General features: G+C 61.9%; 17 protein-coding genes and 2 tRNA genes. 10 read left to right on the top strand and 9 right to left on the bottom strand.

Annotation, left to right across the window (positions count from 1 at the left end; translation table 11 throughout):
* The first annotated feature begins 73 nt into the window (after positions 1–73).
* Positions 74–2725, top strand: a complete 2652-nt coding sequence (gene hrpB / locus HMPREF9237_RS01700; protein ID WP_016441989.1) for an ATP-dependent helicase HrpB — start codon at positions 74–76, stop codon at positions 2723–2725.
* An 80-nt stretch (positions 2726–2805) separates the two neighbouring features.
* Here hrpB and HMPREF9237_RS01695 read toward each other — a convergent pair whose 3' ends face one another.
* Positions 2806–3267: a hypothetical protein gene (locus HMPREF9237_RS01695; protein ID WP_016441988.1), complete on the bottom strand. Its 462-nt coding sequence runs from the start codon at positions 3265–3267 to the stop codon at positions 2806–2808.
* Complete coding sequence (locus HMPREF9237_RS01690) at positions 3260–3880, bottom strand: hypothetical protein (RefSeq protein ID WP_155875770.1); 621 nt, start codon at positions 3878–3880, stop codon at positions 3260–3262. The genes HMPREF9237_RS01695 and HMPREF9237_RS01690 overlap by 8 nt, the downstream gene beginning before the upstream one ends.
* Before the next feature lie 156 nt (positions 3881–4036).
* On the opposite strand from HMPREF9237_RS01690, the gene HMPREF9237_RS01685 reads away from it, so the two are divergent.
* Entirely contained in the window at positions 4037–4828 is a 792-nt protein-coding gene (locus HMPREF9237_RS01685) for a hypothetical protein (RefSeq protein ID WP_016441986.1), read from the top strand.
* Here HMPREF9237_RS01685 and HMPREF9237_RS01680 read toward each other — a convergent pair.
* Entirely contained in the window at positions 4808–5848 is a 1041-nt protein-coding gene (locus HMPREF9237_RS01680) for a hypothetical protein (RefSeq protein WP_155875769.1), read from the bottom strand. The genes HMPREF9237_RS01685 and HMPREF9237_RS01680 overlap by 21 nt on opposite strands.
* A 272-nt stretch (positions 5849–6120) precedes the next feature.
* Between HMPREF9237_RS01680 and HMPREF9237_RS01675 the strand changes: the two genes are divergently transcribed.
* The 3 genes from HMPREF9237_RS01675 to HMPREF9237_RS01665 all read left to right on the top strand — a co-directional run bounded on the left by HMPREF9237_RS01675 (position 6121) and on the right by HMPREF9237_RS01665 (position 8873).
* Complete coding sequence (locus HMPREF9237_RS01675) at positions 6121–7098, top strand: metal ABC transporter substrate-binding protein (RefSeq protein WP_016441984.1); 978 nt, start codon at positions 6121–6123, stop codon at positions 7096–7098.
* Between the two features lie 111 nt (positions 7099–7209).
* Entirely contained in the window at positions 7210–8013 is an 804-nt protein-coding gene (locus tag HMPREF9237_RS01670; RefSeq protein WP_016441983.1) for a metal ABC transporter ATP-binding protein, read from the top strand.
* Positions 8014–8036: 23 nt separating this feature from the next.
* Entirely contained in the window at positions 8037–8873 is an 837-nt protein-coding gene (locus HMPREF9237_RS01665) for a metal ABC transporter permease (protein ID WP_039898504.1), read from the top strand.
* Positions 8874–9067: 194 nt separating this feature from the next.
* On the opposite strand, the gene HMPREF9237_RS09565 is transcribed toward HMPREF9237_RS01665, so the two are convergent.
* The gene (locus HMPREF9237_RS09565) at positions 9068–11473 is read right to left on the bottom strand and encodes a YPDG domain-containing protein (protein ID WP_016441981.1); all 2406 of its coding nucleotides are present in this window, start codon (positions 11471–11473) and stop codon (positions 9068–9070) included.
* A 298-nt stretch (positions 11474–11771) separates the two neighbouring features.
* Here HMPREF9237_RS09565 and HMPREF9237_RS01655 point away from each other — a divergent pair, with 298 nt between their 5' ends.
* Complete coding sequence (locus HMPREF9237_RS01655; RefSeq protein ID WP_016441980.1) at positions 11772–12215, top strand: hypothetical protein; 444 nt, start codon at positions 11772–11774, stop codon at positions 12213–12215.
* Positions 12216–12309: 94 nt separating this feature from the next.
* Here HMPREF9237_RS01655 and HMPREF9237_RS01650 read toward each other — a convergent pair.
* A tRNA-Arg gene (locus tag HMPREF9237_RS01650) sits at positions 12310–12382 on the bottom strand.
* A 253-nt stretch (positions 12383–12635) separates the two neighbouring features.
* On the opposite strand from HMPREF9237_RS01650, the gene HMPREF9237_RS01645 reads away from it, so the two are divergent.
* Complete coding sequence (locus tag HMPREF9237_RS01645) at positions 12636–12815, top strand: type II toxin-antitoxin system YafQ family toxin (protein WP_016441979.1); 180 nt, start codon at positions 12636–12638, stop codon at positions 12813–12815.
* A 95-nt stretch (positions 12816–12910) separates the two neighbouring features.
* Positions 12911–13177 carry a hypothetical protein gene (locus tag HMPREF9237_RS01640; protein WP_016441978.1) on the top strand — a complete coding sequence of 89 codons (267 nt, stop codon included), beginning with the start codon at positions 12911–12913 and terminating at the stop codon, positions 13175–13177.
* Positions 13178–13713: 536 nt separating this feature from the next.
* Here HMPREF9237_RS01640 and HMPREF9237_RS01635 read toward each other — a convergent pair.
* Positions 13714–13801, bottom strand: a tRNA-Ser gene (locus HMPREF9237_RS01635).
* A gap of 122 nt (positions 13802–13923) precedes the next feature.
* A complete protein-coding gene (locus HMPREF9237_RS08770) occupies positions 13924–14502 on the bottom strand; it encodes a GNAT family N-acetyltransferase (protein WP_016441977.1) in 579 nt (192 codons plus the stop codon).
* Positions 14503–14980: 478 nt separating this feature from the next.
* On the opposite strand from HMPREF9237_RS08770, the gene HMPREF9237_RS01625 reads away from it, so the two are divergent.
* The gene (locus HMPREF9237_RS01625) at positions 14981–16120 is read left to right on the top strand and encodes a sialidase family protein (protein WP_016441976.1); all 1140 of its coding nucleotides are present in this window, start codon (positions 14981–14983) and stop codon (positions 16118–16120) included.
* A 149-nt stretch (positions 16121–16269) separates the two neighbouring features.
* Here the strand turns inward: HMPREF9237_RS01625 and HMPREF9237_RS08765 are convergent, their stop codons facing one another.
* Both HMPREF9237_RS08765 and HMPREF9237_RS01615 read right to left on the bottom strand, forming a co-directional pair.
* A complete protein-coding gene (locus HMPREF9237_RS08765) occupies positions 16270–21579 on the bottom strand; it encodes an exo-alpha-sialidase (RefSeq protein ID WP_196800220.1) in 5310 nt (1769 codons plus the stop codon).
* 559 nt (positions 21580–22138) lie between these two features.
* Positions 22139–23134, bottom strand: coding sequence for a FadR/GntR family transcriptional regulator (locus HMPREF9237_RS01615; protein WP_081637271.1), 996 nt, complete (start codon positions 23132–23134; stop codon positions 22139–22141).
* 369 nt (positions 23135–23503) lie between these two features.
* Between HMPREF9237_RS01615 and HMPREF9237_RS01610 the strand changes: the two genes are divergently transcribed.
* Positions 23504–25105: an ABC transporter substrate-binding protein gene (locus HMPREF9237_RS01610; RefSeq protein ID WP_016441973.1), complete on the top strand. Its 1602-nt coding sequence runs from the start codon at positions 23504–23506 to the stop codon at positions 25103–25105.
* Positions 25106–25118 lie beyond the last annotated feature (13 nt).

Here is a 25118-nt window from a genome sequence, read left to right as displayed (position 1 = left end):
GCGGGGTGCGCCGTTCGCCCGCGCCGCGGTTCGGGGTGAAAATTGTGTCGGAGGCCCGTGGGAGAATGGGAGCATGACCTCGGATCCCTGCGCTCGCCTGCTCGCTGCCCCGCCCGCGCTGTCGGTAGCAGCCCACCTCGATGAGGTGCGCGCAGCGCTGCCGCTCGCGGTGGTGAGTGCGCCGCCGGGAACCGGGAAAACCACGCTCATTCCGCCGCTCGTGGCCCGCGCGCTCGCGGAAGGCATGCGTGGAGGAACCGATGCGGGCGGTACTCGGCCCGGGCGAGTCCTCGTGATTCAGCCGCGCCGGGTGGCAGCGCGGGCTGCGGCGCGGCGCTTGGCCGAAATCTTCGGGGAACCGGTGGGCGCCACCGCCGGCTATAGCGTGCGCGGGGATTCCCAGGTGAGCCGGGAAACCCGCATCGAAATGATCACCCCAGGTATCGCGGTGCGCCGCCTGCAAAGCGATCCGGAATTGCGCGGTATCGGCGCGCTTATTTTCGACGAAGTGCACGAACGGCACCTCGATGCCGATCTTGCCCTCGCCCTTGCCCTGGAAGCCCGCGCGGCATTCCGCCCCGATCTTTTGCTGGTGGCCATGTCCGCCACCGTGGAATCTCAGCGCACCGCTGCGTTGCTGGAAGCTGGGGCCGCGGCGCCTGGGGAATCCCCGCGGATCGTGGATATTCCGGGTGTGCTCCACCCTCTTACCCTGCGGTACGCCCCACCCGGGCGCGGGGAAGAACCCCTCGGCACAATTTCGCGGGACGGCGCGCTCGGGGTGCGTCGGGAATTCCTGGCGCACGTGGCCCGGGTGGTGGAACGGGCCTTCCGGGAAGTGGAACTCGGTGACATATTGGTCTTCCTCCCCGGAGTGCGGGAAGTGGAGTACGTGGTGGGCTTGCTCGGCCATCTACCCGCCCGGGTGGCACCCCTGCACGGCTCCCTAACCGGCGCCCAGCAGGATGCCGCACTACGTGAAGTTGCGGGAACCCGCAGCATTATTGTGACCACCGCTATCGCGGAGTCTTCTCTGACGGTCCCCGGGGTGCGGATCGTGGTGGATAGCGGGCTCTCCCGGGAACCCCGCACCGATTACGCCAGTGGCATCAGCGGGCTGGTCACGGTGCTGGAATCCCAAGCCGCCGGTATCCAACGCGGCGGGCGCGCCGGGCGTTTAGGCCCCGGAACTGTTTATCGGGTCATGAGCGAAGCTACCTGGGCCCGCCTCGCGGAACGCTCCACCCCGGAAATCTACACGGCTGATCTCACCGATTTTCTGCTGCAAGCTGCCGTGTGGGGTGCCCCGGAAGGGCGCGGGCTCGCCCTCCTCGATCAGCCCCCGCAGCCGGGCGTGGCGGCCGGTATGCGCACCCTCAGCGCGCTCGGTTGCGTGGTGGCAGAACACGGTGCCGGGGATGATACAGCCGGTGCTGAGCGGGCCTGGCAGGTCACTGACCTGGCCCGCACCCTCGCCCCGCTCCCGGTCAGCACCCGGCTAGGCCGCAGCCTGCTGGAAACTACCCCGCGGTTAGGGGCGGGCACAGCAGCTCAGATCGTGGCCGCGCTCGCGGAATCGCCCCGGCTCCCCGGGGCCGATCTGGCACGGTGGCCCACCGCCGTCTCACCGGCCTGGGCCCGGCAAGCCCAGCGCCTCGAGAAACTCGCCCGCCGCGCCCTGGGTGATGCGGCGGCAACCGGTAGTGAGCAGAGTAAAACCGGTCCATCTAGCTTCGGGAAACCCAGCCGGGCTGCTCGTAATGATGATGCCCTCGCCCTCGTGACCGCCTGGGCTTATCCGGATTTGCTGGCCCGCGCGGTGGATAGCACCTCAGGGCGCTACCTTCTGGCTAACGGCAGCGGGGCAATACTCCCGCAAGGCTCTCCGCTCCTCGGATCACCCTGGCTCGCGGTAGCCGACGTGAGCGCCAGCCAGGGCCGGGCGGATGCACTCATCCGCGCCGCAGTACCCGCAGATGAAGAACTCGCCCGCCAAGCCGGCCGCGGCCTCATCGCCACCGGCACCGCAATCAGCTACCGAAAAGGCCGCCTACGCGCCCGGCAAACCACCCTCCTAGGAGCCATCGAACTCAGCGGCCGGGATGTGGAGCGCCTCCCGCGCGCAGCCGCCACCGCGTGGGTGAGCGCTGCGGCCAGCTGCGGAACCCTCCCGCTCGAATTCACCGCCGGAGCCCAAGCCCTGCGCGAACGCCTCGCCTTCCTTCACACCGTCCTCGGTGAACCCTGGCCCGATATGGAAGAATCCGCACTCCGCCAGCGCATCGAGGAACTAGCCGGGCCTGAACTCGCCGCACTCGCCCGGGGCGGCAGCTGGGGAAACCTGGGGGCCGGAAATATTGAACGCCTACTGCCCTGGCCGGAAGCCACCCACCTTGATGAACTCGCCCCCGCCAGCATTACTATCCCCACCGGGGAACAACGCACCATCCGCTATGCGGGAGCCCGGCCCACCGTACGCCTGCGCGTCCAAGAAGCTTTCGGCTGGGCCCGTACCCCGCGCCTGGCCGGCGGGCGCATCCCCGTCACCCTCGAACTCCTCTCCCCGGCCGCCCGGCCCGTTGCCATCACCGACGACCTCGCAAGCTTCTGGGCCGGCCCCTACGCCCAAGTGCGGGCGGAAATGCGTGGCCGCTACCCGCGCCACCCCTGGCCGGAAGATGGCGCTACCGCCAGCCCCACCAAGCGGGCCCGCCCGCGCCGCTAAATCGGGTGCGTGCCGCTCAGCGCGGGCGGGTAGGCGCAGTCCCGCAGCTAAAGTACACCCAGGCCGTCCCGGACTATGCCTCAGTAGCCAAAGGTCAGGGTGCCGGTTTCGTCGTCGTCGGCAAACTCCCGGCGAATAGAAGTAGCGGCCCCGGCAAGATTACGCAAACGCGCCCGCAGCGTCTCAACCGTGAGACCCGCCATCGGCAAACAAATCCGCAACTGCAAGTACCCGCCGGACATCACCGCATCGCCATCCAAAAACTCGCCGATCCGCTCCAAAACATCGCGGGTACGGGCCTCCGTCGGCGACTCCACCAGCGATGCCGCCACGTAGAGCACATCCCCCAGCCCCGGAACATTCGCGTAACTCGCGATCATCTCCTGCTTATCTGACTCCGAACGCCACACCACCTCGAAACGGTAATGCACCCCGTCCGGCTGCGCCTGCGCATGATAATCAGCAACAAGTACCTCATACAGGCCCGCCGCTGTAGTCACATCGCGGGCATCGCGTTCGTCACGCCCAGACTTCTTAGACATCAGCCTCCCCTTCCCGAGCGGATTCCGACAGTGCATCCGCACCGCTCAACGCCCGGGCCTGCGCCGCCACCAATGCCGCGCAGGCAGTCAGCTGCGCAGCCGGGGCTGGCAGCGCCACCGCGTAATGAATATGGGTACGACCCCCCAGCAAGCGAATTCCGCCAATTGGCAGCGTATCCGCCGCGCGCAACACCGCGATAAGATCCGGGCCGGTCGGGTCAATACCAAAATGCTCGAGCACCGCCGCCGCATTGCGGGAAAGCACCGAATCTGATTGCGCATAGGCCTGCGCCCCAGGTTGAGCTGCGGGCGCGGCACCATGCTGAGTGTCAGGCTCTGTGCCTGCCTGCCTGTCAGGTTGAGTGGCAACGGCACCAGACGCCGCGGATGCGGCGGCGCCGGCGTACTTACGCAGCTCCGCGCCGGTGAGTACAGGTGCCGCAAGATGAACGACGGTGCGGCTATCGCGCCGGGTTGACTGCCCGGGCCAGGCTGTTACCGGCACCCCGTGAGTGACAAAACGTAAAGCCGGAGTTTCATCCGCCCGCGCACCCGCATAACTAGCACGCAAAGCCGCGGCGGCTTCCTCCCATGTTGTGAACTGTGATACCACCTCACCAGTATTCCACGTTGGCAGAAAAATGCGGCACAGGCCGGGCGCGCCGCGTACAATAGAGAACATCCCGTCCGTGCTTTCCCGCGGGCGGCCCCTGAGCATCCTCGTGATTTTTCCGCGGCCCTCGAGTAGCAAAGGACGGTACCAGCAGCCATGGCGCATGGAGCACATCTGGCCCCCGAGAGTGACAACCAGGCGGATGCCTCCGCCTTGGATCGGGCCCTGCTTGCTATGGTCGCCGAAGCGGCACGCCTGACCGCCCCGCGCATGTGGATCAATCGCCTGCGTTTCTCATCCCGCCGCGCAGCGGTAGCTGCACGTAGCCGCCTGCAACGCAACGGTTGGGTGCAACAATCGCAACTCTCCCAATTTGGGCGCTCCAAAGATTCCTGGATGCTCACGCTATGGTCCGCCACCGCCGTGGATAATGGTGTTATTGCCGATTCGCGTTCCTACCTTGAACTTATCGCCGCCGCCACCACCGGGCGCTACCTGGGCTGGGAGGCCTCGCTACTGCCAGCCCTGCGCGAATGCGATAACCCCGATTATTACCCGGAAGGTAGCATCGGTTGGCTCGCCCCCGGGGATGAGAATTATCTACACGAAGCACGCGAAGAAGCGAAGAAACTGGTACCGCGCGGCCGGGAACTACCCCGGAATTTACGGGATATTTGCGCGCTGCTGCCCGAATTGCGCGGCCAGCGCTCCCGGCAGGCCCTCGCCTCCGGGCTCGGAGTGCTTATCGGGGACCGGCTGGTGGCCCATGCGCCGCTTGCCTGGGTGGCCTATCGCCAGTGCGGCGGTTTTTATCCCTGCCTGCTGGGGCTGGAACGCGATACCGCCTATTTCCCCGAATCTATCGTTGCCGAAGCTTATGACGCCGAAGCTGACCTGTGGGAACGCCTCCGGGAAGCGGTGCTGGAACTACCCGCGGCCGAGCAGTAACGAATACCGCGCCGCACCTTCAATTTGGCTGGCAATCCACCCCGGCCGCTGCCCGCTGATCTCAAAAGCGTGGCTGAAATAAAGATCTGTGCCGTGTACCACCACCCCGCCGAGTGGAAGAGCCGCAGCCTGGCGGGCTGCCTCCCGCACCGCATTGGCGCTAGCGTCACCCAGGCGCAAGGTCACCGCCGCGCTATCCGCCCCGCTGACCAGGGTATTACGTAGCATCACCACCGGAACCTCAGAGCCATCCACGCGGAGCGTGGCCCCGAAACCGTATTCGGCCTGAGCCGCATCGCGCTGCCCGAGTAACGGAGCGAGCGCGGAAACCAAACCATTCCAGCGATACACCCCGGCCGTGCCCAGGAGTTCATCGAAACGGGTATCCACCCCGGCCGGGTCTGTGAACTGATCGGCATCTCCGGGTGCATTACCCACAAAAGGATTCATTTCCGGGCGCGCGGAAAACGTATCCTCCAGAATATCCCCCGCGCCGGCCACCGCCTCCGGCCCGAAAAGATCATCCTTTGTGGGGGGAACGTTATCGAGACCGCGCACGAATACCGCGGTAGCGTCAATAGCGGCGACGACGAGGAACTTCACCATGCTGGTCAGCCGCGAAAAAGGCAAGCCGGCCATGCGCAAAGCCAGATGCAGGACCACCTCATCCCCGACAATGCGTACATCCCCCAGAGAGAAGGTCTCAAAAACCCAGCCGGCCAAGCCGGTCACATCGATGAGATCCGCCCGGCCCACCCCGCAGCGCAGATTGAGATAGGAACGCCCCTCCCCGTCGCGGGCCGGAGAAAGCTCCACAGTTTTTAGGTTGTGCCCGATCGCCACGGCCAGGCGCAGCCCTTCCGTGGAGGCCACCGGCCGCATCCCTGCCCGGCACGCGGTGACCACGCGTTCCCAGGTATTAATGATGTAGCCAGGTTCACCGGGTTCGGCTTCCGGAATATCGCCGAGGGAAGCGGCGATGGTGTCAATTTCCCGTCCGATAGCATCCATCTCATCCATGGGGGAAGTCTACCCGGGGCCTACGACAGCAAAATGTGGTGTTCACGTTCGGCGGGGCGGTGGGCGATATCATATTAAGTAAAAATATGGCGAATAACCGGGGAGAAAGTCCCGGCTGTGGAGTGACGCCCTCGCGCGAGGGGCTAAACTCGCGTAGGATTAAGCCCCGTCACCAAAAAGTAAGGGTACCCTTACTTACGAGCGCTGGGCCTCCTCACGGGTGTATCCACTCAGGACCTCAACGCCCAGTATAAGCCAGAAAGGGGATGGTGATGGGAATGGGATATAAACGGGGTGCGGTACGGGCCGGCCTGGCCGCGCTGCTGGTGAGCATGCTTGCCCTGGTGGGGGCCTGCGGGACTGCGTCGTCGCAAGGAAAAAACGCAGGAAGTGAGAAACCGCAGGTACTCACCACCTTCACGGTACTGGCAGATATGGCGCGGAATATCGCCGGCGAACATATGGAGGTCGCCTCGATCACCAATCCGGGGGAAGAAATCCATGATTATCAGCCTTCGCCCGGTGATATTAAGCGCGCAGAAGGCGCCGATATCATCCTCTACAACGGCCTGGGCCTGGAGCGATGGTTTGAGAAATTCGTAGAGAATTCCACCGCCGAACGCGTTAACCTCTCCGATGGAATTGAGCCGGTCGCCATCGCGGAAGGTGATTACCAGGGCAAACCGAATCCGCACGCGTGGATGAGTCCGAAGAACGGCAAACTCTACGTGGATAATATGGTCGCCGCTTTTTCTAAGGTAGATCCCGATCATGCCCAGGCCTATCGCACCAACGGCGAAAATTACAAGAAGCAGCTGGATAACATCGCCGCAGATATGGACGCAGCCCTGGCTACCATTCCCGAATCCCAGCGCGCGCTGGTGAGCTGCGAAGGTGCTTTCTCCTACCTCACGCGCGATCACGGCCTGCAAGAAAAGTACCTGTGGGCAGTCAACGCCGAAGGCGCGCAAACCCCCAAGGCCAAGGCCGACCTTGAGAATTTCGTGCGCACCTCCGGGGTGCGGGCGCTGTTCTGCGAATCCACCGTGGACGACAAAATGGCGTCCGTTGCCGAAGACACCGGTGTTCCGGTAGCCGGCTTACTGTACGTAGACTCGCTTTCCGAGGCGGACGGTCCCGTGCCCACCTACCTCGATTTGCTTCGGTACGACGCCGATCTCATCACCCGCGGGCTCACCGGCAAGGCCGGCGAATCCGCGAGCGAACCCACGAAACCAGCCGGCAAGTAAACGCCGCTCGCATATAAACGCTGCTTTCACGTGAACGTTGCTAACACGGCAACGATGTTCGCAATATATGCAGCTCGCACCTACGCACAATCGCAGAAAGGCGGAGGAACGGTGGCAACACCAATAGAATCTCCGAAATACGCTCTGGAGGTGAGCGGTGTTCACGCGCGCTACGGCTCGGTGCAAGCCCTCACCTCGGTGAGCTTCGGGCTGACCCCGGGTGTTATTTGCGCCCTCGTGGGGCAAAACGGCTCGGGTAAATCCACCCTCATGAAATCAATTATGGGATCGGTGCGGCACGGCGGGGATATTACGATCCTCGGCCAGAGCGGCACCCGGGCCCGCAAAGCCGGCCTGGTCGGCTACGTTCCCCAAAACGAAGGCGTGGACTGGGCTTTCCCGGTGAGCGTCCGCGAGGTGGTGACCATGGGCCGCTACGGCTTCATGGGCCCTACCCGCCGCGCCCGCGCCGAAGATCGGGAGGCGGTGCGCCACGCCCTCGACATGGTAGAAATGACCCCCTACGCCGAGCGCCAGATCGGATCGCTTTCCGGTGGGCAGCGCAAACGCGTATTTATTGCCCGCGCCATCGCCCAGGGCGCCCAGCTCATGCTCCTCGATGAGCCCTTCGCCGGGGTGGATAAACCGTCGGAAACCATGATTATTGCGCTGCTCCAGAAACTGGCGGCTTCCGGGGTAACTATCCTGGTCGCCACCCACGACCTGGCCGGCCTGCCCCAACTGTGCTCCGAAGTGCTCCTCCTCAACCGCCGTGTTATTTTCCACGGCCCGGTGGCCGAAGCCATGAAGCCCGAGCACCTCATGCAGGCTTTCGGCGTCGTCCCCGATCACCACGAACCGGACCCGGCCGCGGACCCGGCCACGCATCTGCGCAAGGCAAAGGAGAATCGCTAGTGTGGTACGAACTTTTCGTTGAAATGTGGACGCACCCCTTTATGGTGCGCGGGGCTACGGTCACCCTCACCGCGGCGATAGTGTGCGCGGTCATCAGCTGCTGGCTGGTGCTCATTGGCTGGTCACTCATGGGCGACGCACTCTCGCACGCGATTCTGCCCGGCGTGGTTATCGCTTATGTGCTCGGGATGCCCTTCTCCCTGGGGGCGGTCATTGCCGCGCTCATCGCGGTGGCGCTGATTTTCCTGCTGCGCTCCACCTCGCGAGTCAAAGAAGATGCCTCCATGGGAGCAGTATTTACTTTGTTCTTCGCGGTCGGGTTGATCCTTATCAAACTCAACCCCTCCAATGTGGACCTCAACCACGTCATCTTCGGTGATCTGCTGGGCGTCACGCGCGCGGATATGATCCAGGTGGTCATCCTGGCCCCCCTCGCGCTCGCGATTCTGCTGTTCAAGCGGCGCGATCTGACCGCCTACGCTTTCGACCCTACTCACCTGCAAGCCATCGGCATCCGGGCCCGCACGCTCGGCGCGATTTTGCTCTTCTGCCTGGCGCTCACGGTGGTGACAGCCATGCAGGCGGTGGGCGCGATCCTCATTATCGCGCTGGTGATCGTGCCGGGAGCCACGGCTTACCTGGTTACCAATCGCTTCCGCGTCATGCTCATATTCGCCCCGGTTTTCGCGGCGGTGTGCGCGCTGGTGGGTCTGTACGTTTCCTACTGGCTCGACCTGCCTTCCGGCGCCGCGGTGGTCACGGCCCAGGGCCTCATGTTCCTGGTGGTCTGGTTGATTTCCCCGCACGGTTTGCGCGGGAAGCTCGAGGGCGCGCGCACCCGCGCTGCGGTTTCTATCTAGTACGACGACGCAGCTAGCGGGCGGTAGCCTTCCCCTAAAATATCGGTGCGCCAAGAAACAGGTGTGGCCCAGACCTTCGCGGTTCCGGGCCACACCTGTTTTTAGTTGGCTAGGCGCTGCTTAGCTGGGCGCTGTGCCGCGCTTAGCTAGGCGCTGCACGTGGCTGTGCTGTGCTGCGCTTAGCCGGGAGTTACTTAGCTATGCCGGCGCCGTACCAGCAGCCCGGTTCCCACCAGGGCGAGGGCGCCAGCAAGCAGCCAGGCACTTTCCGCGCCGGTGGCGGTCAGCTTCTTCTTGACAACGCGGGTGGGCTTGCTCGAAGCCGTCGGTTCGGCCGTGGGTGCGGTGCTCGGGGCCGCCGGTGCGGCTGTCGGAGCAACGGTCGGCGCGGCGGTCGGAGCGGTTGTGGGCGCAACCGGATCTGTCGGCTGAGCCGTGGGCGCTACCGTTGGAGCAACAGTCGGATCTGCCGTCGGATCGGTGGTTGGATCAACGGTCGGGTCAACAGTAGGTTCAACCGTGGGCTCCGGCGGAATCGGTGTTCCCGGGGTGAGCGCTGCAGCCTTCTGGGTGAAGCTCACCTGCGCGTTGAGAACAGTGCTGCTCCCATCGGCAAAAGTCACCTTGATCGGCAGCTCGTGAGTACCGGTGGCAGCCTCCTTCCCGATTGTCACGGTAAGTGCGCCGTCGTTCGGATTAACCGCAACATCCCAGCCCTTCGGCAGGGTCGTGCCTTCATTGAGCGCGTAAGCACCGTTCGCGTTGAGCGCGGGCGTGACCGCGGCACCGTTAGCCTCCGCGAAGCTCGGGGCGGCCACGTTCACGGTGACCGGATCCAGATTCTCGCGCGAGGCGGAGGCCTGCTGATAAGCGGCGTTCACCGCGGTCACGGTGACCTGCGCGGTAGTCGAGACAATATCTTCCACCCAGGTACCCGCGGCGTCCTGCGTTTTCACGGCGCGCTTGTAGGTGACCGGGTAGGTGCCGGGCGTGCCAGTATCCACCTGGGACGCGTCGATAATCACGCGGGTGGGAATGCCGGTTCCGTCCGGGGCATCGTAATTCGCGGTGGAGTAGGTGATGACCTGCTTCGCATCGGTGAGCGCCTGCGGATTGCGGTCGCTTGTGAGGGTGGCCAGGTCGAGGTTGCCCGCCTGCGCTGCCTGCTCCGCGAGGCCGCGAATCGTGCTCAACTGGGCGCGTGCATCATAGGCGCTGTATTGCGGAATCGTGACATCGCTGGCCTCAACAACTTTGACCAAGCGCACGTGCGCATTGGAGAGCTCCGCGGCGAGCGGGGCATAAGCGCCCTCGTTCATCGCGATGGGAGCGCCCTGGGCGTCCACAAAACTGGGCTGTTGAGCGGACATGCTATAGGTGTACGCCGGCATAATCTCGGTGGCGGTTGCCCCAACGGAGTATCCCTTATCTCGGATCGCATCCCGAATCGGCATGAGGTCAACGTCGTAGGAGTTAATCTCGGCCGTTGAAATCTTCGAGATCATGCTCTCGTAACCGGAGCACTGGGACCGCAGCCCGTTGGTGTAGGTGGTCTGGTATTGCAGATTGAAACCATCAGCAAAGGGGACCTTCTTCGCGGCATCCACATCCCGGTGCTTGACCGTGGGCATGGCCTGCTGCACAGCAAGGGGGACCTGGGTAAAGGGGCCGGACAGATCGTTGTAATTGGCAGCGCCGGACTTCTCCACAGCCACGAACTTCCCGGTGGTGCCGTGCTGGCTGGCCGCCCCGCCGTTATCGAGCTCGGTGAGCGGGGTGAAACCGCGGAAGCGGATAATCCGCATATAACCCTGCGGCTTCTTCGACATCGCTTCGCCATAGTCGGTTCCCGAGAGGGTGAGGGTGTGGTTCTTGAGCGACGCCACTGGCATCAAACCCTTGACCGTGGCAACATCCTGATTGAACTTGAGCGGGACGTCCAGGGTGATCACATCATCCGGGCCGGTAGAAGCCGGGAGAGTGCCGCGGAGCCACACCGTTGCGACGTTATCCCAGTCCGCATCGGCCATCATGGCGAGTGTCTTTTGAGTGTTGTCCTTGAGGATGAGCCAGATGGTGACCTTGGTGGATACGCCGGAGGCGGTGATGGCTTCTTTGAGCTTGGGGCCATCGACGACGAAACCTGAAGCGTCTACCGGGGCGCCGGAGGTATTGTATGCGGCGTCGCCATCCATCCATCCGACCTGGTAGCTGAGTCCGTAGAGCGGAGATGCGGTGTTATTACGCACCTGGATGCGGGCGGTGAGCTCGGTGGTCTTGGTGAGGTCGATGAGGTTATTACGCATGCAATTGAGGCGGTTGCCTGTATCGCGCTGCGGATCGCCCGGCATCGGGAAATTGTTGGAAGCCGAGCCGTCGGCGGCGCGCAGTTGCATGCCTACGCTGAATTTTGCGTCTTTACCGTTCTTATCTTGCGGGGTGATGAGGCTGCCATCACCGACTGCAAGGCCCGAAACGATGGCCGGGCTGGGGTTATCCGCTGTGGGAACGTCCGCCACGGCGAGTGGGGCTACGATTCCGCATCCCAGGACCGTGAGGGCGGATAGTGTTCCGACGGCGAGCTTGCGCATCTTTGCCATGATGTCCTATCCAGAGTCGTGATTACTTATACTTCTAACCCTAAATGAAATTTGGTGTTAGTTAAAGCGAATATGGTGGGACAAAGTTCAAGTAGTGCGAGCTGAGTGAATGGCTGGCGGGGGGCTGGGTAGGGCTGAGTGAGAATCGGCGGTGCTGTGCGAAAAGGAGGCGTGAAGCGGGTGTGCGTCGTCGTAAAAAGGTATAAACTCAAATTATCGAGGTGACAAACTTCGCGCAAGGGTGCGAGGAAAGGGGTCGCCTCGGGCGTCGCGGTAGTCGCGAGAAGGGTGCACGGTCATGGGCGTTATTCGGGGCGTGACGGAAGAAGATATTCTCGCGTTTCTTCGCGAGCACGGCATTGAGGCTGGCGCGAACTACCTGGTGGTGCGTAAGTATAGAAGTTTCTTGGGCGGAATTGGCAAGCTCCTGGTGTCGAACCTGTGGAATGCAATCGACGCGGCGGTGATCCGGGTGCTGGTGGTGACCGATGCCGAGTTTATCGTGATCAATCCGGAGGGGAAGTCGGGGCTGTCGAATATTTCGCGGGCGGACGGCGAGCGTTTCCAGCGGTACCCGTGGGAGAGCGTGATCGATTTTCATGTGGAGCGCAAAGCCACTACCGCACTTATTAGCTGGACCGCGGAGGGCAAGGCGCAGACCTGGGAAGCGGATATTAACCATCCGGGAGTTTTCAGTTTCAACCCGGTCAATTTGCCAGCGTTCCTGAAGCATTCGCGTTAGGTTGGTTTTGTGGCGGTGCTTGGTGGCTTCGGGCTTGAGCGTCGAAAAAGAAATTGCTCCCCACCGGGATTTGAGTCACCGAGGAGGAGCTTCGCGCGCTCGAAGGGATTCGAACCCCCGACCTTCTGATCCGTAGTCAGATGCTCTATCCACTGAGCTACGAGCGCACAGTCACGAGGTGGCTACCAGCAAGCTCCTCAATAAAAAATTGAGGAGGCGAGCGATTAACCCGCCTCGTTTTGCGACAGATAAGAGTTTACATCGTTGCTCGGCGAGAACAAAATTTAGAGGCCAGGTGCGTTATGTTTCACATCTGGCCTGGCTGGGTTTGCGGTCATTGTTGGGTAGTGGCGAGAGGTGAAGTTGAGTCCCGCACCGGCGCTTCGTTTGGTAGCGTCGCTGAACTGATGGCGGATCTCAATGAGGCTGACTAGCGTCTTCCGTACACATCAGTTCAAGCGCGATGCCAAGGCGCTGTTCAAGAAGCATTACGACGCCGCGAAGCTGGCGAAGGCTATTGAAGCACTGATGAGGCAAGATCGCGGTGAGCTGCGCACGCGGTATCGTGACCATGCGCTGCGGGGAGGTTGGAAAGGCTGAAGTGTGTGCATCTCCCATTGCTGTTCGTCAGCTGTCCAAGTAGATTGACTAGTGATAGACCCCCGGTCAGGCCTCTAGCTTTTAGCAATGCACAAATGACCGGGGCCTTTCTCTACAGGCAGGCTAAAGACGCGTCGGAGAGTGGTGGAAACAAGACTTGGTGCGAATTGGATGTGTTCTTGCCGGAGAAGCTGGGGTTTGGCCCGCTAATTCGTACATTTTCGGGCATGTGGAACTGCCTCATTACGTGCGCGTTGTGCGATTTTGATCCGAATTTGTGCGGCAGCTATTTTTACTCGCTCTGGATCCGTGATAAGCCGTTCGGGATCAATGTCCGCATCGCTTTCAATTTCGGCAAGTAGTTCCTCGTCTGTTCTCATTGTTAGAAGCCTTTCCGTTCGAGAAACTTGCGCTCGACACGCTCGATACCGAGCCGTCATCGCGTGAAAATGTCCCCGCAGCATCGCCCAGGGGCATACATTGAAGAACATCTTGACCCATGTTGAGCCGCTCGCTACCAGTATTGGGTAGCCGGGGGTGGGTAAAAAGTAGGAGCCAGCTATCCCCTCGGTGGGGGAAGGGGATCCCTGACCCTCTTTTCGCCGGCATCTCAATACTATCAGCGTGTAAATCTATCTCGCAGTCCCGAACGGAGGCGCTGTTCCTCAAATCGCCCCTTTTATTTTCGTCGCGTACCCCGGTTTGGGGGTACAAATCTCCACCCCTTGGGTTGTACCCCCAAAAGTATCCCCGAAGTACCCATAAGTACCCCTAAAGACCGGTCAAGAGTGGCTACGGGGGAGCGTTCCAAGCCCCACCATTCCCCGACTTTCCCGCGCCAGCTCAACAAAAACTAAGCCCTCAGGCCGATTTCTCGAACTGAGAGCTAGATCACATGCGGAGAGTAAGGGATTCGAACCCTTGGTGCGGGGTCGCCGCACAACGGTTTTCAAGACCGTCTCATTCGGCCGCTCTGACAACTCTCCAAGCAGCGCCGCCCACGCGGGCTGCAAAAGGCTAGTTTAGCGTAGTTTCGCGCGCTGCCACACCCGCCTGGATTCTAAATCGGAATGCAACAGCGCTGCGGTGCTATCTATAGCGCCACCACCTACGCCGCCGGCACCGCCACGTCAAGTTCTGGGCCAAACTGCCCCACAGCCCCAAACTCACCCACCGGCGTGAACTCCGGCAGCAGGATGCGCTCCATCAGATGCGCATCCATATCCGCCGAGTGGTTGCCGGAATGGGTCATGCCGGTGTCCTCAAATCCCTGGCGAGCGTAGAAGCCGCGCAGCGGGCCCACGCAATCCAGGCGCACCCGGTCGTAGCCGTAGGTGACTGCCAGCTGGGCCATCGCGGCCAGGATCGCCCGCCCGGCGCCCTTCGCCTCAACGGCCGGATTGGCCATGAGGGTGTGGAGGTAGAGGGCGGGCCTGTCATCGAACCAGATGAGCGGGTCGGAATGCAGGGCCCGCACGGCGGCGGTGATAGTGCCATCGGCCGCGCGCAAAGCCCAGAATTCGCCGGCGTCTACCTGCTCGGCGATTTTCCACACCGGCAGCGAGCCGAGGGGCCACTGGCTGTTACCTGCGGCGGCCATAGTTTCTTCGATGGTGCGGCGGATGGTGGCGAGGGTGGGGATATCCTCACGCGTGCACCGGGTCAGGTGAGTCAGTTGAGTGGTCATGAGAGTCGTCGTCCTCCGCAACTCGGTCCCACAGGGGAAATTCGGTCAGGAATTAGCCAGCGCTTGGCATGCGCGAAGCAAATATGCGCTGCTGTTAGGTTGGGTTGGGGGTGGCGTCGTCGTACCGGACGAAACACCGGGGGTGTCACGCGGTCATGGGCCGCTGAACGTTAGCGTAAAACAAGAAAAGTCTTCAGTGCAAGCTCTAGTAACGGTCAAGAATCGGTATCGTTGCTGTACGCGAACAGCTGGAAACGCGGGTGGTACCGCCCGGCCTCGCTTGCTGCACACAGGATTTTACACAGCGCGGCGGCCCTGTCAAAACGTGGTGTGCACCACCGGCACGTGTCTGCCGTGAATGAAGGGCGACGACGCCGCGCCTACCGCTCACCAGCCCTGTTATCCCGCGGAAACGTGAGCGGCGGCGCCCCAGCGCCGGGCCGCGGCATTAAGTCTGACAACCACATAGGATGGTGCCATGACTTCTCTACATAAGGACCCGCACAATGATCGTGCGCAGGCCACCGCGCCCAGCGCTGGCGCCGCGGCTGGCCGTTCGGCCCGCGCGCTCGTCACCCGTACCGCCGACCGTGATTTCCGCATCCCGGCCGTGCTGCATCGCGATAACCAGCTGACCGTCTTCTTCGATGAACGCCCGCATCCGAGCGGGGATTTTGACTGGGAAAACCTGGGTGGGGCAATGGCTGCCGACCTGCCTAATCCCAACCGTATTTGCTATATCACCGCCAAGCTCCCCGCGCCGGGCACGCCGCTGCGCGCGCAGGACCTTGAATTTTCTGCTCCGCTCCCGGTTCCGGGAACTCCTGCGGTGTGCGGGGATCCGTGTGTGGCCGGCGCTCCGGTAGCCAGTGCTACGGGCGCGGATGCCGCAGCGCCAACCGCCGCCGGGAACGATGCCGGCATCACCCTGGCCTACGCCGCCTCGGAAGAAATCGGCTATTTCGGCTCCCGCTTTGATGGCCCGCGGCTGGAAGCTTGGATCGCCTGGGGGACCAGCCTCGATTCTCTGAGCCATACTCGGGTGGACGATGAGCTCTATAGTGAGCTGCGTTGCGATGGTCTTTTCGCCACCTCCGGCTCCACCCCGCTGCTGGGCGATACCGCGCTTCTCCCATACGTGACGAACCGCGGCGGGGAGGCGGTTATCTACGTGGTGCATGTGCGTGCAGGCAAGATTGTGGCGGTTTCCGAGCCGATCCGCCCGGTGGGTACCCCCGGCTTGGACGAAACCACCCTCGAGGTATGCGGGGGAGAGGTCATCGCGAATATCCGCCTCCAGGGTCGCGGTGGGCGCGTGGTGGCACGCTCGAGCGATGGCCTGAGCTGGTCTGAACCGCAGCCCCTGAACTTCCCCGATCCGGGTTGCAACGCCAAGCTCATCACCTGCGGAGATAGCACCGTCCTCATCCATCCGCATTCGGATACCGCGCGGGAGAACGGCGCTATTATTGACGACGCCGGACGCCTGCTCCGCTCCCTGGGCCCGGGCGAATTCGGTTACTCTGACGCGGTGTGGCTCGCGGATAACCTCGCCGTCGTTTTTGAACGCGAGAACTCGCTCTACCTGGACCTGATCCCGGGCGAGGAACTGCGCTAACTAAACCGGAAACGTAGCCGCGTGGCACGCCACGCAACGGGGCCGGGTGAGCTGGAAATCCAGCCCACCCGGCCCCGTTTGTATCTCGCTTATCGCGCCGCGAGGTGCTTCTCAGCGCGAGGTGCTTTTTTCAGCGAGATGGGGAGCGCTTAGCGCCGCACGCCAGGCGTGTCGATGCCATCGCCATCCCAGTCACCAATGAGGAGCTGATCGCCGGGCTTGCCGTAGGCGACGCTCATCACGGTATTGCCCTGCGCATCGGCGGTGTAGATGATGTTGCCGCGGCGCACCCCAACGGTGTCCACGCCGTCGCCATCCCAGTCACCCACGATGACCTCATCGCCCACGCGGCCGAAGCTGAAGACAGCGTCCGCATTTCCGGATTCCAGGGAGTTCTTCACGAAGAACTGGTTGCCGCGTACCGCCGCGAAGGTCGCGATGCCGTCGCCATCCCAGTCACCGGAGATGAGGGTATCGCTGGCCTTGCCGTAAGCGATGACGCTATCGGCATTGCCGCTGGTCAGCGAGTTCTTCACGAACACCTTATTGCCGCGAATAACCGCGAAGGTGGCCTTGCCGTCGCCATCCCAGTCACCCACCACAACCTTATCGCCGGCCTTGCCGTACGAGAATACGGTGTCGGCGTTGCCGCCGCCCAGGGAGTTCTTCACGAAGAACTGGTTGCCGCGGCGCACAGCAACGGACTTGCGGCCGTCACCGGTCCAATCGCCCACGAGGACTTCGTCGCCGGCACGCCCATAGGAGAAGACGAGGTCAGCAACTGTGGATGTCCACGAGTTCGAGAGGTAGTTGGCGTTACCGTGCGATTCGGGAACCGCGGGTTCGCTTGGCTCCGGTGTCGGTTCCGGGCTGGGAGTGGGGCTCGGGTCCGGAGTGCCCGGCGTCGGGTCAGTGCCCGGAGTCGGTTCTGGCGAAGGTGCCGGTTTATCGGGCGTCGGATCCGGCTTGGGGCTCGGATCGGGAGTGCCCGGCGTGGGATCGGTGCCCGGAGTCGGCTCGGGTTCGGGGCTCGGCTCCACGCAGGTATCGGAAACCTCGGTCATCTTGTACACCGCGATTTCTGCGGCGGAGGCCAGGGAATCGGCGGTGCGCCCGTAGGTGCCGGTAATGCGCAGGCGCAGGAACTTGGTGTCCTTAGTGTCCACGAAGAAGGTTGCCGGCTCCGGCGAATTCTCGAAGGTGCCTTCGGCAATCTTCACCGCGCTCTCAGCGTCCTTACCGGCCCACAGTTCCGCGGAGCGGATGCGGCCGTTATCCCCGCCGAAGCTGCGCGGGTGCACATCCACCCGGCCGATATTCTCGGCCTGGGGCAGTGCCAGATCAATATCCAACGGCAGCTTGATCGTGGAGCTCCACGGGCTGTGCCAGATGGTATTGAGATCGCCATCGAAGAGGTTATCGGTGCCGTTATCCTCGCGGGTAGTTTCTGCTGCCACTTCATTCGCGAGCTTCACGCCCGGCACGTAGACCGGCCGCGATTCGCACTTGCGATTGATGAGGGTGACCTCGGCGAAGCCATTGGCCGCCACCTTGTCACCGGAAGTAATGCGGAACGGGATGGTTTGATCACCCGAACCGGCCAGTACCTTCGCGCCAATGGTTACCGGCACCTGCACGATGCGGGTTTCCCCGGCCTTGAGGGTGCCCAGCTCCACAGCTTCGGCTTCCCACCCGGCGGGCAGCTCACCGGGGGTGGCCACCACACCAGCGAGATCCTCGCTGCCCATATTCGTCACCGATAGCGGAATCGTGGACTTACCGCGATACACCTTGGCGTTCTCCGCGGGTACCGCGGAAACAGGCAGGGAGTTCAGCCAATCCAGGGTGAAATGCGCGTAGAGCATGTCGTTGTTATCGCCCTCGTAGAAGATGCCGTACCGGCCATCATCCATGGCCCACATCGTGGAGTACGACATAGCACCTTGCTTGAACTGCTTACCAACTGACCACGTGCGTCCGTCGTCGTACGAAATACGCACGAGGCCGTTCGAACGCGAGGTCGCGGACGACGAGGAGTACAGCAAAATCTTCGCCTGCGCGCTGCCTTCCGGAGCGTTCGGGAACGCGCGGATAATCGAGGCGTTATTGCGCGGGTCGGGCAGCTGCCATTCAACCTGCATCGGGGTGTAGGTCTGGCCGCCGTCCTTCGAGAAGGCGATCTTGCGGGCCATGATGCCGTCCGAGGACCGCGAGTTGAGCATGACGGTGCCGTCGGAAAGCTCCACGACCTTGTTCTCGTCCATGTTCCCGTAGACCGGCTGGCCGGGGGTCCAGGTGGCGCCGTTGTCATCCGAGTAGACGGAGACGGCGGCGTAGCCCTTGCCGTTCGGCATGGTCATCGTGAACTGCTGGATGAGGCGGCCCTTATGCGGGCCGTACTTGAGCTGGATACCAGCGCCGGAGGCCGCGAAGCGGGAGCGAATATTCTCATCGAAGGTGATGTCCTTGGTGATGAGACGCGGCTTCGACCAGGTCTGGCCGTTGTCATCGGAGTAAACCACCTGCGCGTGCAGGGCCCGCCGGTTATCCGGATCGGTGCCCGGCTGGGAATCCTGGAAACGCACATCGTAGGAGAACACCGAGAAGAGGAAAATACGCCCGGTTTCTTCGTTGACCACGAAGGAAGGATCCGAGAAGCCGTACTTATCGGCGTCGCGGATATGTCCCTTGCCCTGGAGGATTTCCTCCGGTGCCGTCCACGACTTTCCGTTGTCCTTGGAGATACGGAGAGTGATGTGATTCGGGTTGGGGGAGTCCATGCAGGAATCCGGGCGGCCGTCATAAGCCGCGAGGATCCAGCCGTTATTCGCTTGGGCGAGGGCCGGAATGCGGTAGCAGTAGTTGTCCTTATCCCCGGCACGCGCGAGGCGCACGGTTTCCATATCCCCACGTTCGGTGGGGATGGTGGCCGGGTCGGGCCGCTTACCAATCTCCTCGTTGATTACCTTGATGGCGGGCAGCTCGGCGCGGATATTATCCTGAAGCACCCGCGTGCCATCGCGATCCTCCGTGGCGCGGAAGACCACGTAGGGGGTGAAGGTGCCACGCTTGGCATCTTCGGCGGTCACCTTGTAGGTGATGGTATTGCAGCCCTTGGTATCTCCGGCCGCCAGATTACCCCAGCGGCAATTCGGGGTGCCGGTGGTCAGGAAGCGGTTGAGGTTGGACTGGTAGGGGAAAGCCGTGATCGTGCGATCTGAGGTATTCGTGTAGGAGACACGGAAGGTCAGTTCCTGGCCGATGCGCAGCGGTTCTCCACCGTCATCGGTGCGCTCGAAGTCCACGGTCATGTACTGCTGGGGTGCGGGGGTTTCCCCTTCGCGTTCCTCCAGCCGGGCAATCGCGCTGGCGTTCACCCCGACCTTGCCTTCCACATTCACAACGAAGTCAAGCCCGATATCGTCGTCGTACGCGACAGCATCATTACCGATGGTGACCGGAATAGAGACCGTACGGGTTTCGCCGGCCTCCAGTTTTCCGATCTGTACCTGCTCAGCGGACCAACCGCGCGGCAGCCACAGCGGCGCCATAACCGGATTTTCGATGGCGGTGCTACCAAGATTAGATACGTTGATCTTCACCTTCGCTTCACCGCGGTTGACCACCACGCGCTCGGGGGTGGTGGAGAGCGGTACCGAGTTCAGCCAATCGAAGCCAAAGTGGGCGTAGAGCATGTCATTGTTATCGCCCTCGAAGAAGATGCCGTAGCGGCCATCTTTCATCGCCCACATCGTGGAGTAGGCCATAGCGCCCTTCTTGAAGAGCTTGCCCACCGACCAGCTTTCGCCGTCGTCATAAGAAACGCGGATGAGGCCGTTGTGTCGCCCGTCTGCGGAGGACGAGGAGTAAAGCAGAATCTTCGCCTTATCGCTGCCCTGCGGCGCGTTCGGGAAGGCGCGGATAATCGAGGCGTTGTTATGCGGATCAGGCAGCTGCCAATCGATTTGCATGGGGCTGTAAGTCGCCCCGCCGTCCGTGGAATACGCAATCTTGCGGGCCCACACATTATCCGAGGAACGAGAGTTGAGCATGAGAGTGCCGTCGGACAGCTCCACGACCTTGTTTTCGTCCATGCCGCCGTAAACAGGCTGGCCCGGGGTCCAGGTCTCGCCGTTGTTATCCGAGTACACGGAAACCGCCGCGTAACCGCGGTTATTCGGCATGGTCATCGTGAACTGCTGAACCAGGCGGCCCTTGTGCTCGCCGTACTTAAGCTGGATACCAGCGCCGGAAGCGGCGAAGCGGGAGCGAATATTCTTATCGAAGGTGATGTCATCCGTGATGATGCGCGGCTGGGACCAGGTCTCGCCATTGTCATCCGAGTAGACCACCTGTGCGTGCAGCACATTGCGATCATTGGGATCCGTTCCGGGGCGCGAATCCTGGAAACGCTTGTCATAGGAGAAGACGGAGAAGAGGAAAATACGGCCGGTTTCTTCGTTCACCACGAAGGACGGATCGGAATACCCGTACTTATCGCGGCTGTAAAGGGTGCCCTTGCCCTGGAGGACTTCCTTCGGCTCAGTCCAGGATTTTCCGTTGTCCTTGGAGATACGCAGGGTGATGTGGTTGGGGTTGGGGGAGTCCATGCAGGATCCGGGGCGGCCGTCGTACGCGGCCAAGATCCAACCGTTATTCGCCTGTGTGAGAGCCGGAATACGGTAGCAGTAGTCTTCCTTATCGCCCGCGCGTGCCAGGCGCACGGTCTCCATATCCCCACGCTCGGTGGGGATGGTGGCCGGGTCCGGATCCTTCGGAGCCTGCTCATTAATGAGGGTCACCGGCGCCAGTTCCTGGCGGATACCTTCCTGGAGGACCTGGGTGCCGTTGCGATCCTTGGTGGCGCGGAATTCCACGAAGGGGGTGAAGGTGCCCTTGGCGGCATCCTCCGCGGTTACGGTGTAAGTGGCCGTTGTGCAGCCCTTGGTGTCACCTGCTTTGAGGTTCGCCCAGCGGCAATTTGGAGCCGTGGGAGGCAGGACGCCCTTGAGATTCGACTTAAAGGGGAACGCGGTAATCGCGCGCTGCGAAAGATTTGTGTAGGAAATCTTGAACGTCATCTTTTGGCCGATGCGGAGCTCATTCCCGTTGTCATCGGTTCGTTCAAGGGTGAGCGACATGTAGTTCGCGGCGTTCGCGGTATTTTCCGCCTCCGAAGCTGCGGTGCTTTCGGCGGCTCTGTTAGTAGGTTCGGTTGCCGTTTCGCTGTTTTCTGGCGTGCTCTCCGCGGCGAGAGCGCTTGACGTGCCTGATTCTAATTCGTCAGCAGTGAGGGCCGGCGGCTGCGCAGTCTCGAGGACTTCCGCTGCCTGAGGTTCGGGCTGCGGGGGCGTTTCCCCCGGGCTGGCCCACGCTGTCAACGGCGTGACCGTGAGAGCAACCGTGGCTGACAGTGCCACGAATGCACTCCACCCACGCCGGGCGCGAGGAGTTGACATTGTGCTGTTACCTTTCTGGCAGACATCATCGTCTCGTCTGACGCTATTGTCAGACAACAACGAAAATAGCACAGCAACTCCGCGCTTGGAAAGTATTGTCAGACAACACTGCCTAGTGGAACAGCGTTCCGGCCGCATAAAACAGCGTTTCGGGCATGCAGAACGACGTTGTGGTCATGCTGTGGAACGTTGTTTTGGTGGATGTCGCGGCCGTGGCGGGTCTATTTCCCCGCGCTTCGGTACGACGGCGCAGCGCAGTCAGCACGTAGCTCCGCAAAGAAGTCCAATGCCCCGGTAAGAATATCTGACATGGCCAGATAGCGCTCCACCGGGGCTCCGCTACAAGCCTATCGGGATGGGAATGCCGAAACAATGATTCTGGCTCACGCCATAATTTTTAGTTTGGAACTGAAGGATAAAAAGCGTGCGGGCGGAGGGCACTCGGGCTACTGGCCGCAAACAGAGATCCAGCCCACTCTCGACCGAAGTCGAGGCGGGCTGAACGATTATGTATGTTCTAGCCAGCTTTGGGAGCCGTGGACAAGATGCGCATCCCGCCTCACAACACCCCGGAAACCCGCGACGTTGGATCTGCAATATCGGCAAAGGAGGCGGCTCGCTGCGCCCGCGCGGCAATATCCGCAGCCCGCTCGGCCCGCTCGGCCCGCTCAGCCTCCCGCTGCTGGGCAGCGGCCTGAGCGGTAAGCGCTGCCGGCGGCGCTTCCGGATCCCCGCAATCCCCGAGCGTGCTTTCCGCGCTACCCCCGGAACCCCCGGAATTCGCGTGCTGCTGAACTGCTTCATGGCGGTCAATAATCATATTGAGGGGCCGGTAGTGGTCAATGACTGCCCCGCGATACGCGAAAATATCACCATCTTCGGCGGCCTGAATAATACGTTTATGTGCCTGAGCGGTTTCGAGGAGGAGTTCGTCAACGTCGTCGTCTAAATCGCGCAGCGCAATAGAGTGCACCACCCACAGTGCCGTGACCATCTCTAACGCGACCTCGTTATCGAGCGCGGACGTCATCGCAATGTGGAACTCAATATCTTCGTGCTGGAAATTTTCCCCGCGCAGTGCTTTTTCGGTCATCCGCGCCACGATGTCGTGCAGGTTATCGTGATGGGTGCCCGACAGTGCCCGCACCACGCCTTCCGCCATCCCCAGGTCCAGATATTCGCGCAGCTGGGCCACGCTTTCCACCGCGCCCGTACCGGCGCCGGCCCGCGCGGAGGAGCGCAGCAGCAAAGATTCCACCAGCGGGGAGAGGGACATATTCGCCACCTGGGTGCCCTTCCCGCGCTGCGAGGTAACGATATCTAGCGCCGCCAGCTTGGACAGGGCCTCGCGCACCGAGGAACGTGACACCCCGAGTTCCCGGCACAGCTCCGCTTCGGTGGGGAGCTTCGCGCCGGGTTGTAGGCGTTCTTCAATAATTCGTTGTTTCAAAGCGTCCATGACCAAATCGGCGCGATCCGAGCCGGAACCGGTGTGGCCGCCGGTGGCCCGCATAGCGCCCTGCGTGGCATGTGACTGCGCGTCGTCGGGCATCATGACACCTAAGGTATCGGAAAACGGATGTTTTCAAAAGATGCGCGCAGAAATATTGAAAAGGGTCACGTTACGCTCGTTTTCGCGCACTTTCATTCCGTTCGGGGCAGTTTCGAGGTGGTTTCGGCGTGGTACGACGACGCCCGCGCGGCCGCCGCCGCGCGGGGTGCACCCAGCCGCCGGACGTCCCGCTTTCCAGGTTCATCACAAATTGGTCACAGTTTACTCACAAGCCAGATACCGGGCTTGCACAAAGTTGTCAGACAATCTAGAGTCATAGGTACGCGACGCTAAAGATGGTTGTCGCACGCGAAAAAATAGCGGAAATTCGGCAGTGAATTTCCGGAAGAACTCAAAGGAGAGGACACTTCAATGACACGCATGAAGTGGGGCGCCAAGGCCACGGCCGTGCTGGCCGCTGGTGTGCTGGCGCTGTCCGGCTGCGGTGGCGGTGGATCTGACACCGGCAAGAGCGGTGGAGATGCACCCGAGAAGGCCGCAGTTCCCTCGGGACAGCCGGCAAAGGGTGGCACCATTCGCGCGGCAGCCGCCTATGAATCCAATAACTACCATCCTTCGTCTACCTCGTCCGCGCTGGCAACCGGCGCGAATATGCACGTGGTGGAGGGTCTGTACGAACTGGATTACCACGACTACAAGCCCTACCGCGCTCTGGCCAAGGAAGATGCGCCCACCAAGGTGACCGATACCCAGTACGAAGTTTCGCTGCGTGACGGCGCGAAGTTCTCGGACGGCACCCCGGTGACCACGGATGACGTGGTCAAGTCCTTCGAGCGGTCCACCGCTGAGGGCAATATTTACCTGCCGATGCTCAGCTTCATTGACAACGTGCAGAAGAAGGATGACAAGACTGTCACCATCAACCTGAAGCATCCCTTCTCGCTGGTTAAGGAACGTCTGGCCCTCGTCAAGATCGTTCCGGCTTCGATGAGCGATGATGAGCTGACCTCGAAGCCCATGGGTACCGGTCCGTGGAAGTACGATGAGATCACCAGCGCCCACATCAAGTTCTCCCCGAATGAGAACTACAACGGGCAGTTCCCGGCCACCGCGGAAGCGATGCAGTGGGAGATCCTCAAGGACGATACCGCTCGTACCACCGCCTTCCAGCAGGGCACCGTGGATGTTATCGAAGCGGCCCCGGCCGATGCCGAAGCTCTTATCAAGGGTGCCGGCGGTGTGATTGACGCGGTTCAGGGCTTCAACCTGCCCTTCCTGCTCTTCAACACCAAGAAGGCTCCGCTTGATAACAACAAGGTGCGCCAGGCATTCTTCTACGCTGTTGATACTGAGAAGCTGATCTCCAACGCGCTCTCGGGTAATGCGAAGGCCGCCAAGTCCTTCCTCCCGGAGAGCCATCCGAACTTCCACGAAGCTTCCACGGTCTACAAGTACAACCCTGAGAAGGCCAAGGAACTGCTCAAGGAGGCCGGTGTTGAGAACCTCGACATCAAGCTGCTGACCACCGATCACCCGTGGATCACCGCACTGGCTCCGCAGATCAAGAACGATCTGGCTGCCGTTGGTATCAACGCGACCATCGAATCCCAGGCTTCCTCGGCGCTCTACGCCAATAACCTGGACGTCGATAACCCGACCTTCGATGTTGCTCTCGCCCCCGGCGATCCCTCGGTCTTCGGTCAGGACCCCGACCTCCTGCTCAGCTGGTGGTACGGCGATAACACCTGGACCAAGAAGCGCACCCAGTGGGGTGGCTCCGAGAAGTTCAAGGAACTGCACCAGTACATGGATAAGGCTGTCACCCTTGAAGGCGACGCCCAGCAGCAGGAATGGAACAAGGCCTTCGATCTGGTATCCGAAGAAGTTCCGCTCTACCCGCTCTTCCACCGTCAGATGCTGACCGCGTACTACCCGGACAAGGTCACCAACTTCTCCCCGATCTCGACGACCGGCCTTGATTTCATCAACGCTGGCGCCGCGGCTGGAAAGTAAATAATCGCGTGAC

The organism is Actinotignum schaalii FB123-CNA-2, from assembly GCF_000411135.1.
Taxonomy (GTDB): Bacteria; Actinomycetota; Actinomycetes; order Actinomycetales; family Actinomycetaceae; genus Actinotignum; species Actinotignum schaalii_A.
Note: the sequence above shows the minus strand (reverse complement) of the source record. Positions and strands in the feature narration are given on the sequence as shown.

Bases quoted from the DNA above. Each gene is read 5' to 3' on its own strand.
- hrpB (WP_016441989.1), top strand. From the start codon at position 74: ATGACCTCGGATCCCTGCGCTCGCCTGCTCGCTGCCCCGCCCGCGCTG.
- HMPREF9237_RS01695 (WP_016441988.1), bottom strand. From the start codon at position 3,267: ATGTCTAAGAAGTCTGGGCGTGACGAACGCGATGCCCGCGATGTGACT.
- HMPREF9237_RS01685 (WP_016441986.1), top strand. From the start codon at position 4,037: ATGGCGCATGGAGCACATCTGGCCCCCGAGAGTGACAACCAGGCGGAT.
- HMPREF9237_RS01680 (WP_155875769.1), bottom strand. From the start codon at position 5,848: ATGGATGAGATGGATGCTATCGGACGGGAAATTGACACCATCGCCGCT.
- HMPREF9237_RS01675 (WP_016441984.1), top strand. From the start codon at position 6,121: ATGGGAATGGGATATAAACGGGGTGCGGTACGGGCCGGCCTGGCCGCG.
- HMPREF9237_RS01665 (WP_039898504.1), top strand. From the start codon at position 8,037: ATGTGGACGCACCCCTTTATGGTGCGCGGGGCTACGGTCACCCTCACC.
- HMPREF9237_RS09565 (WP_016441981.1), bottom strand. From the start codon at position 11,473: ATGGCAAAGATGCGCAAGCTCGCCGTCGGAACACTATCCGCCCTCACG.
- HMPREF9237_RS01655 (WP_016441980.1), top strand. From the start codon at position 11,772: ATGGGCGTTATTCGGGGCGTGACGGAAGAAGATATTCTCGCGTTTCTT.
- HMPREF9237_RS01645 (WP_016441979.1), top strand. From the start codon at position 12,636: ATGAGGCTGACTAGCGTCTTCCGTACACATCAGTTCAAGCGCGATGCC.
- HMPREF9237_RS01640 (WP_016441978.1), top strand. From the start codon at position 12,911: ATGACCGGGGCCTTTCTCTACAGGCAGGCTAAAGACGCGTCGGAGAGT.
- HMPREF9237_RS08770 (WP_016441977.1), bottom strand. From the start codon at position 14,502: ATGACCACTCAACTGACTCACCTGACCCGGTGCACGCGTGAGGATATC.
- HMPREF9237_RS01625 (WP_016441976.1), top strand. From the start codon at position 14,981: ATGACTTCTCTACATAAGGACCCGCACAATGATCGTGCGCAGGCCACC.
- HMPREF9237_RS08765 (WP_196800220.1), bottom strand. From the start codon at position 21,579: ATGTCAACTCCTCGCGCCCGGCGTGGGTGGAGTGCATTCGTGGCACTG.
- HMPREF9237_RS01615 (WP_081637271.1), bottom strand. From the start codon at position 23,134: ATGATGCCCGACGACGCGCAGTCACATGCCACGCAGGGCGCTATGCGG.
- HMPREF9237_RS01610 (WP_016441973.1), top strand. From the start codon at position 23,504: ATGACACGCATGAAGTGGGGCGCCAAGGCCACGGCCGTGCTGGCCGCT.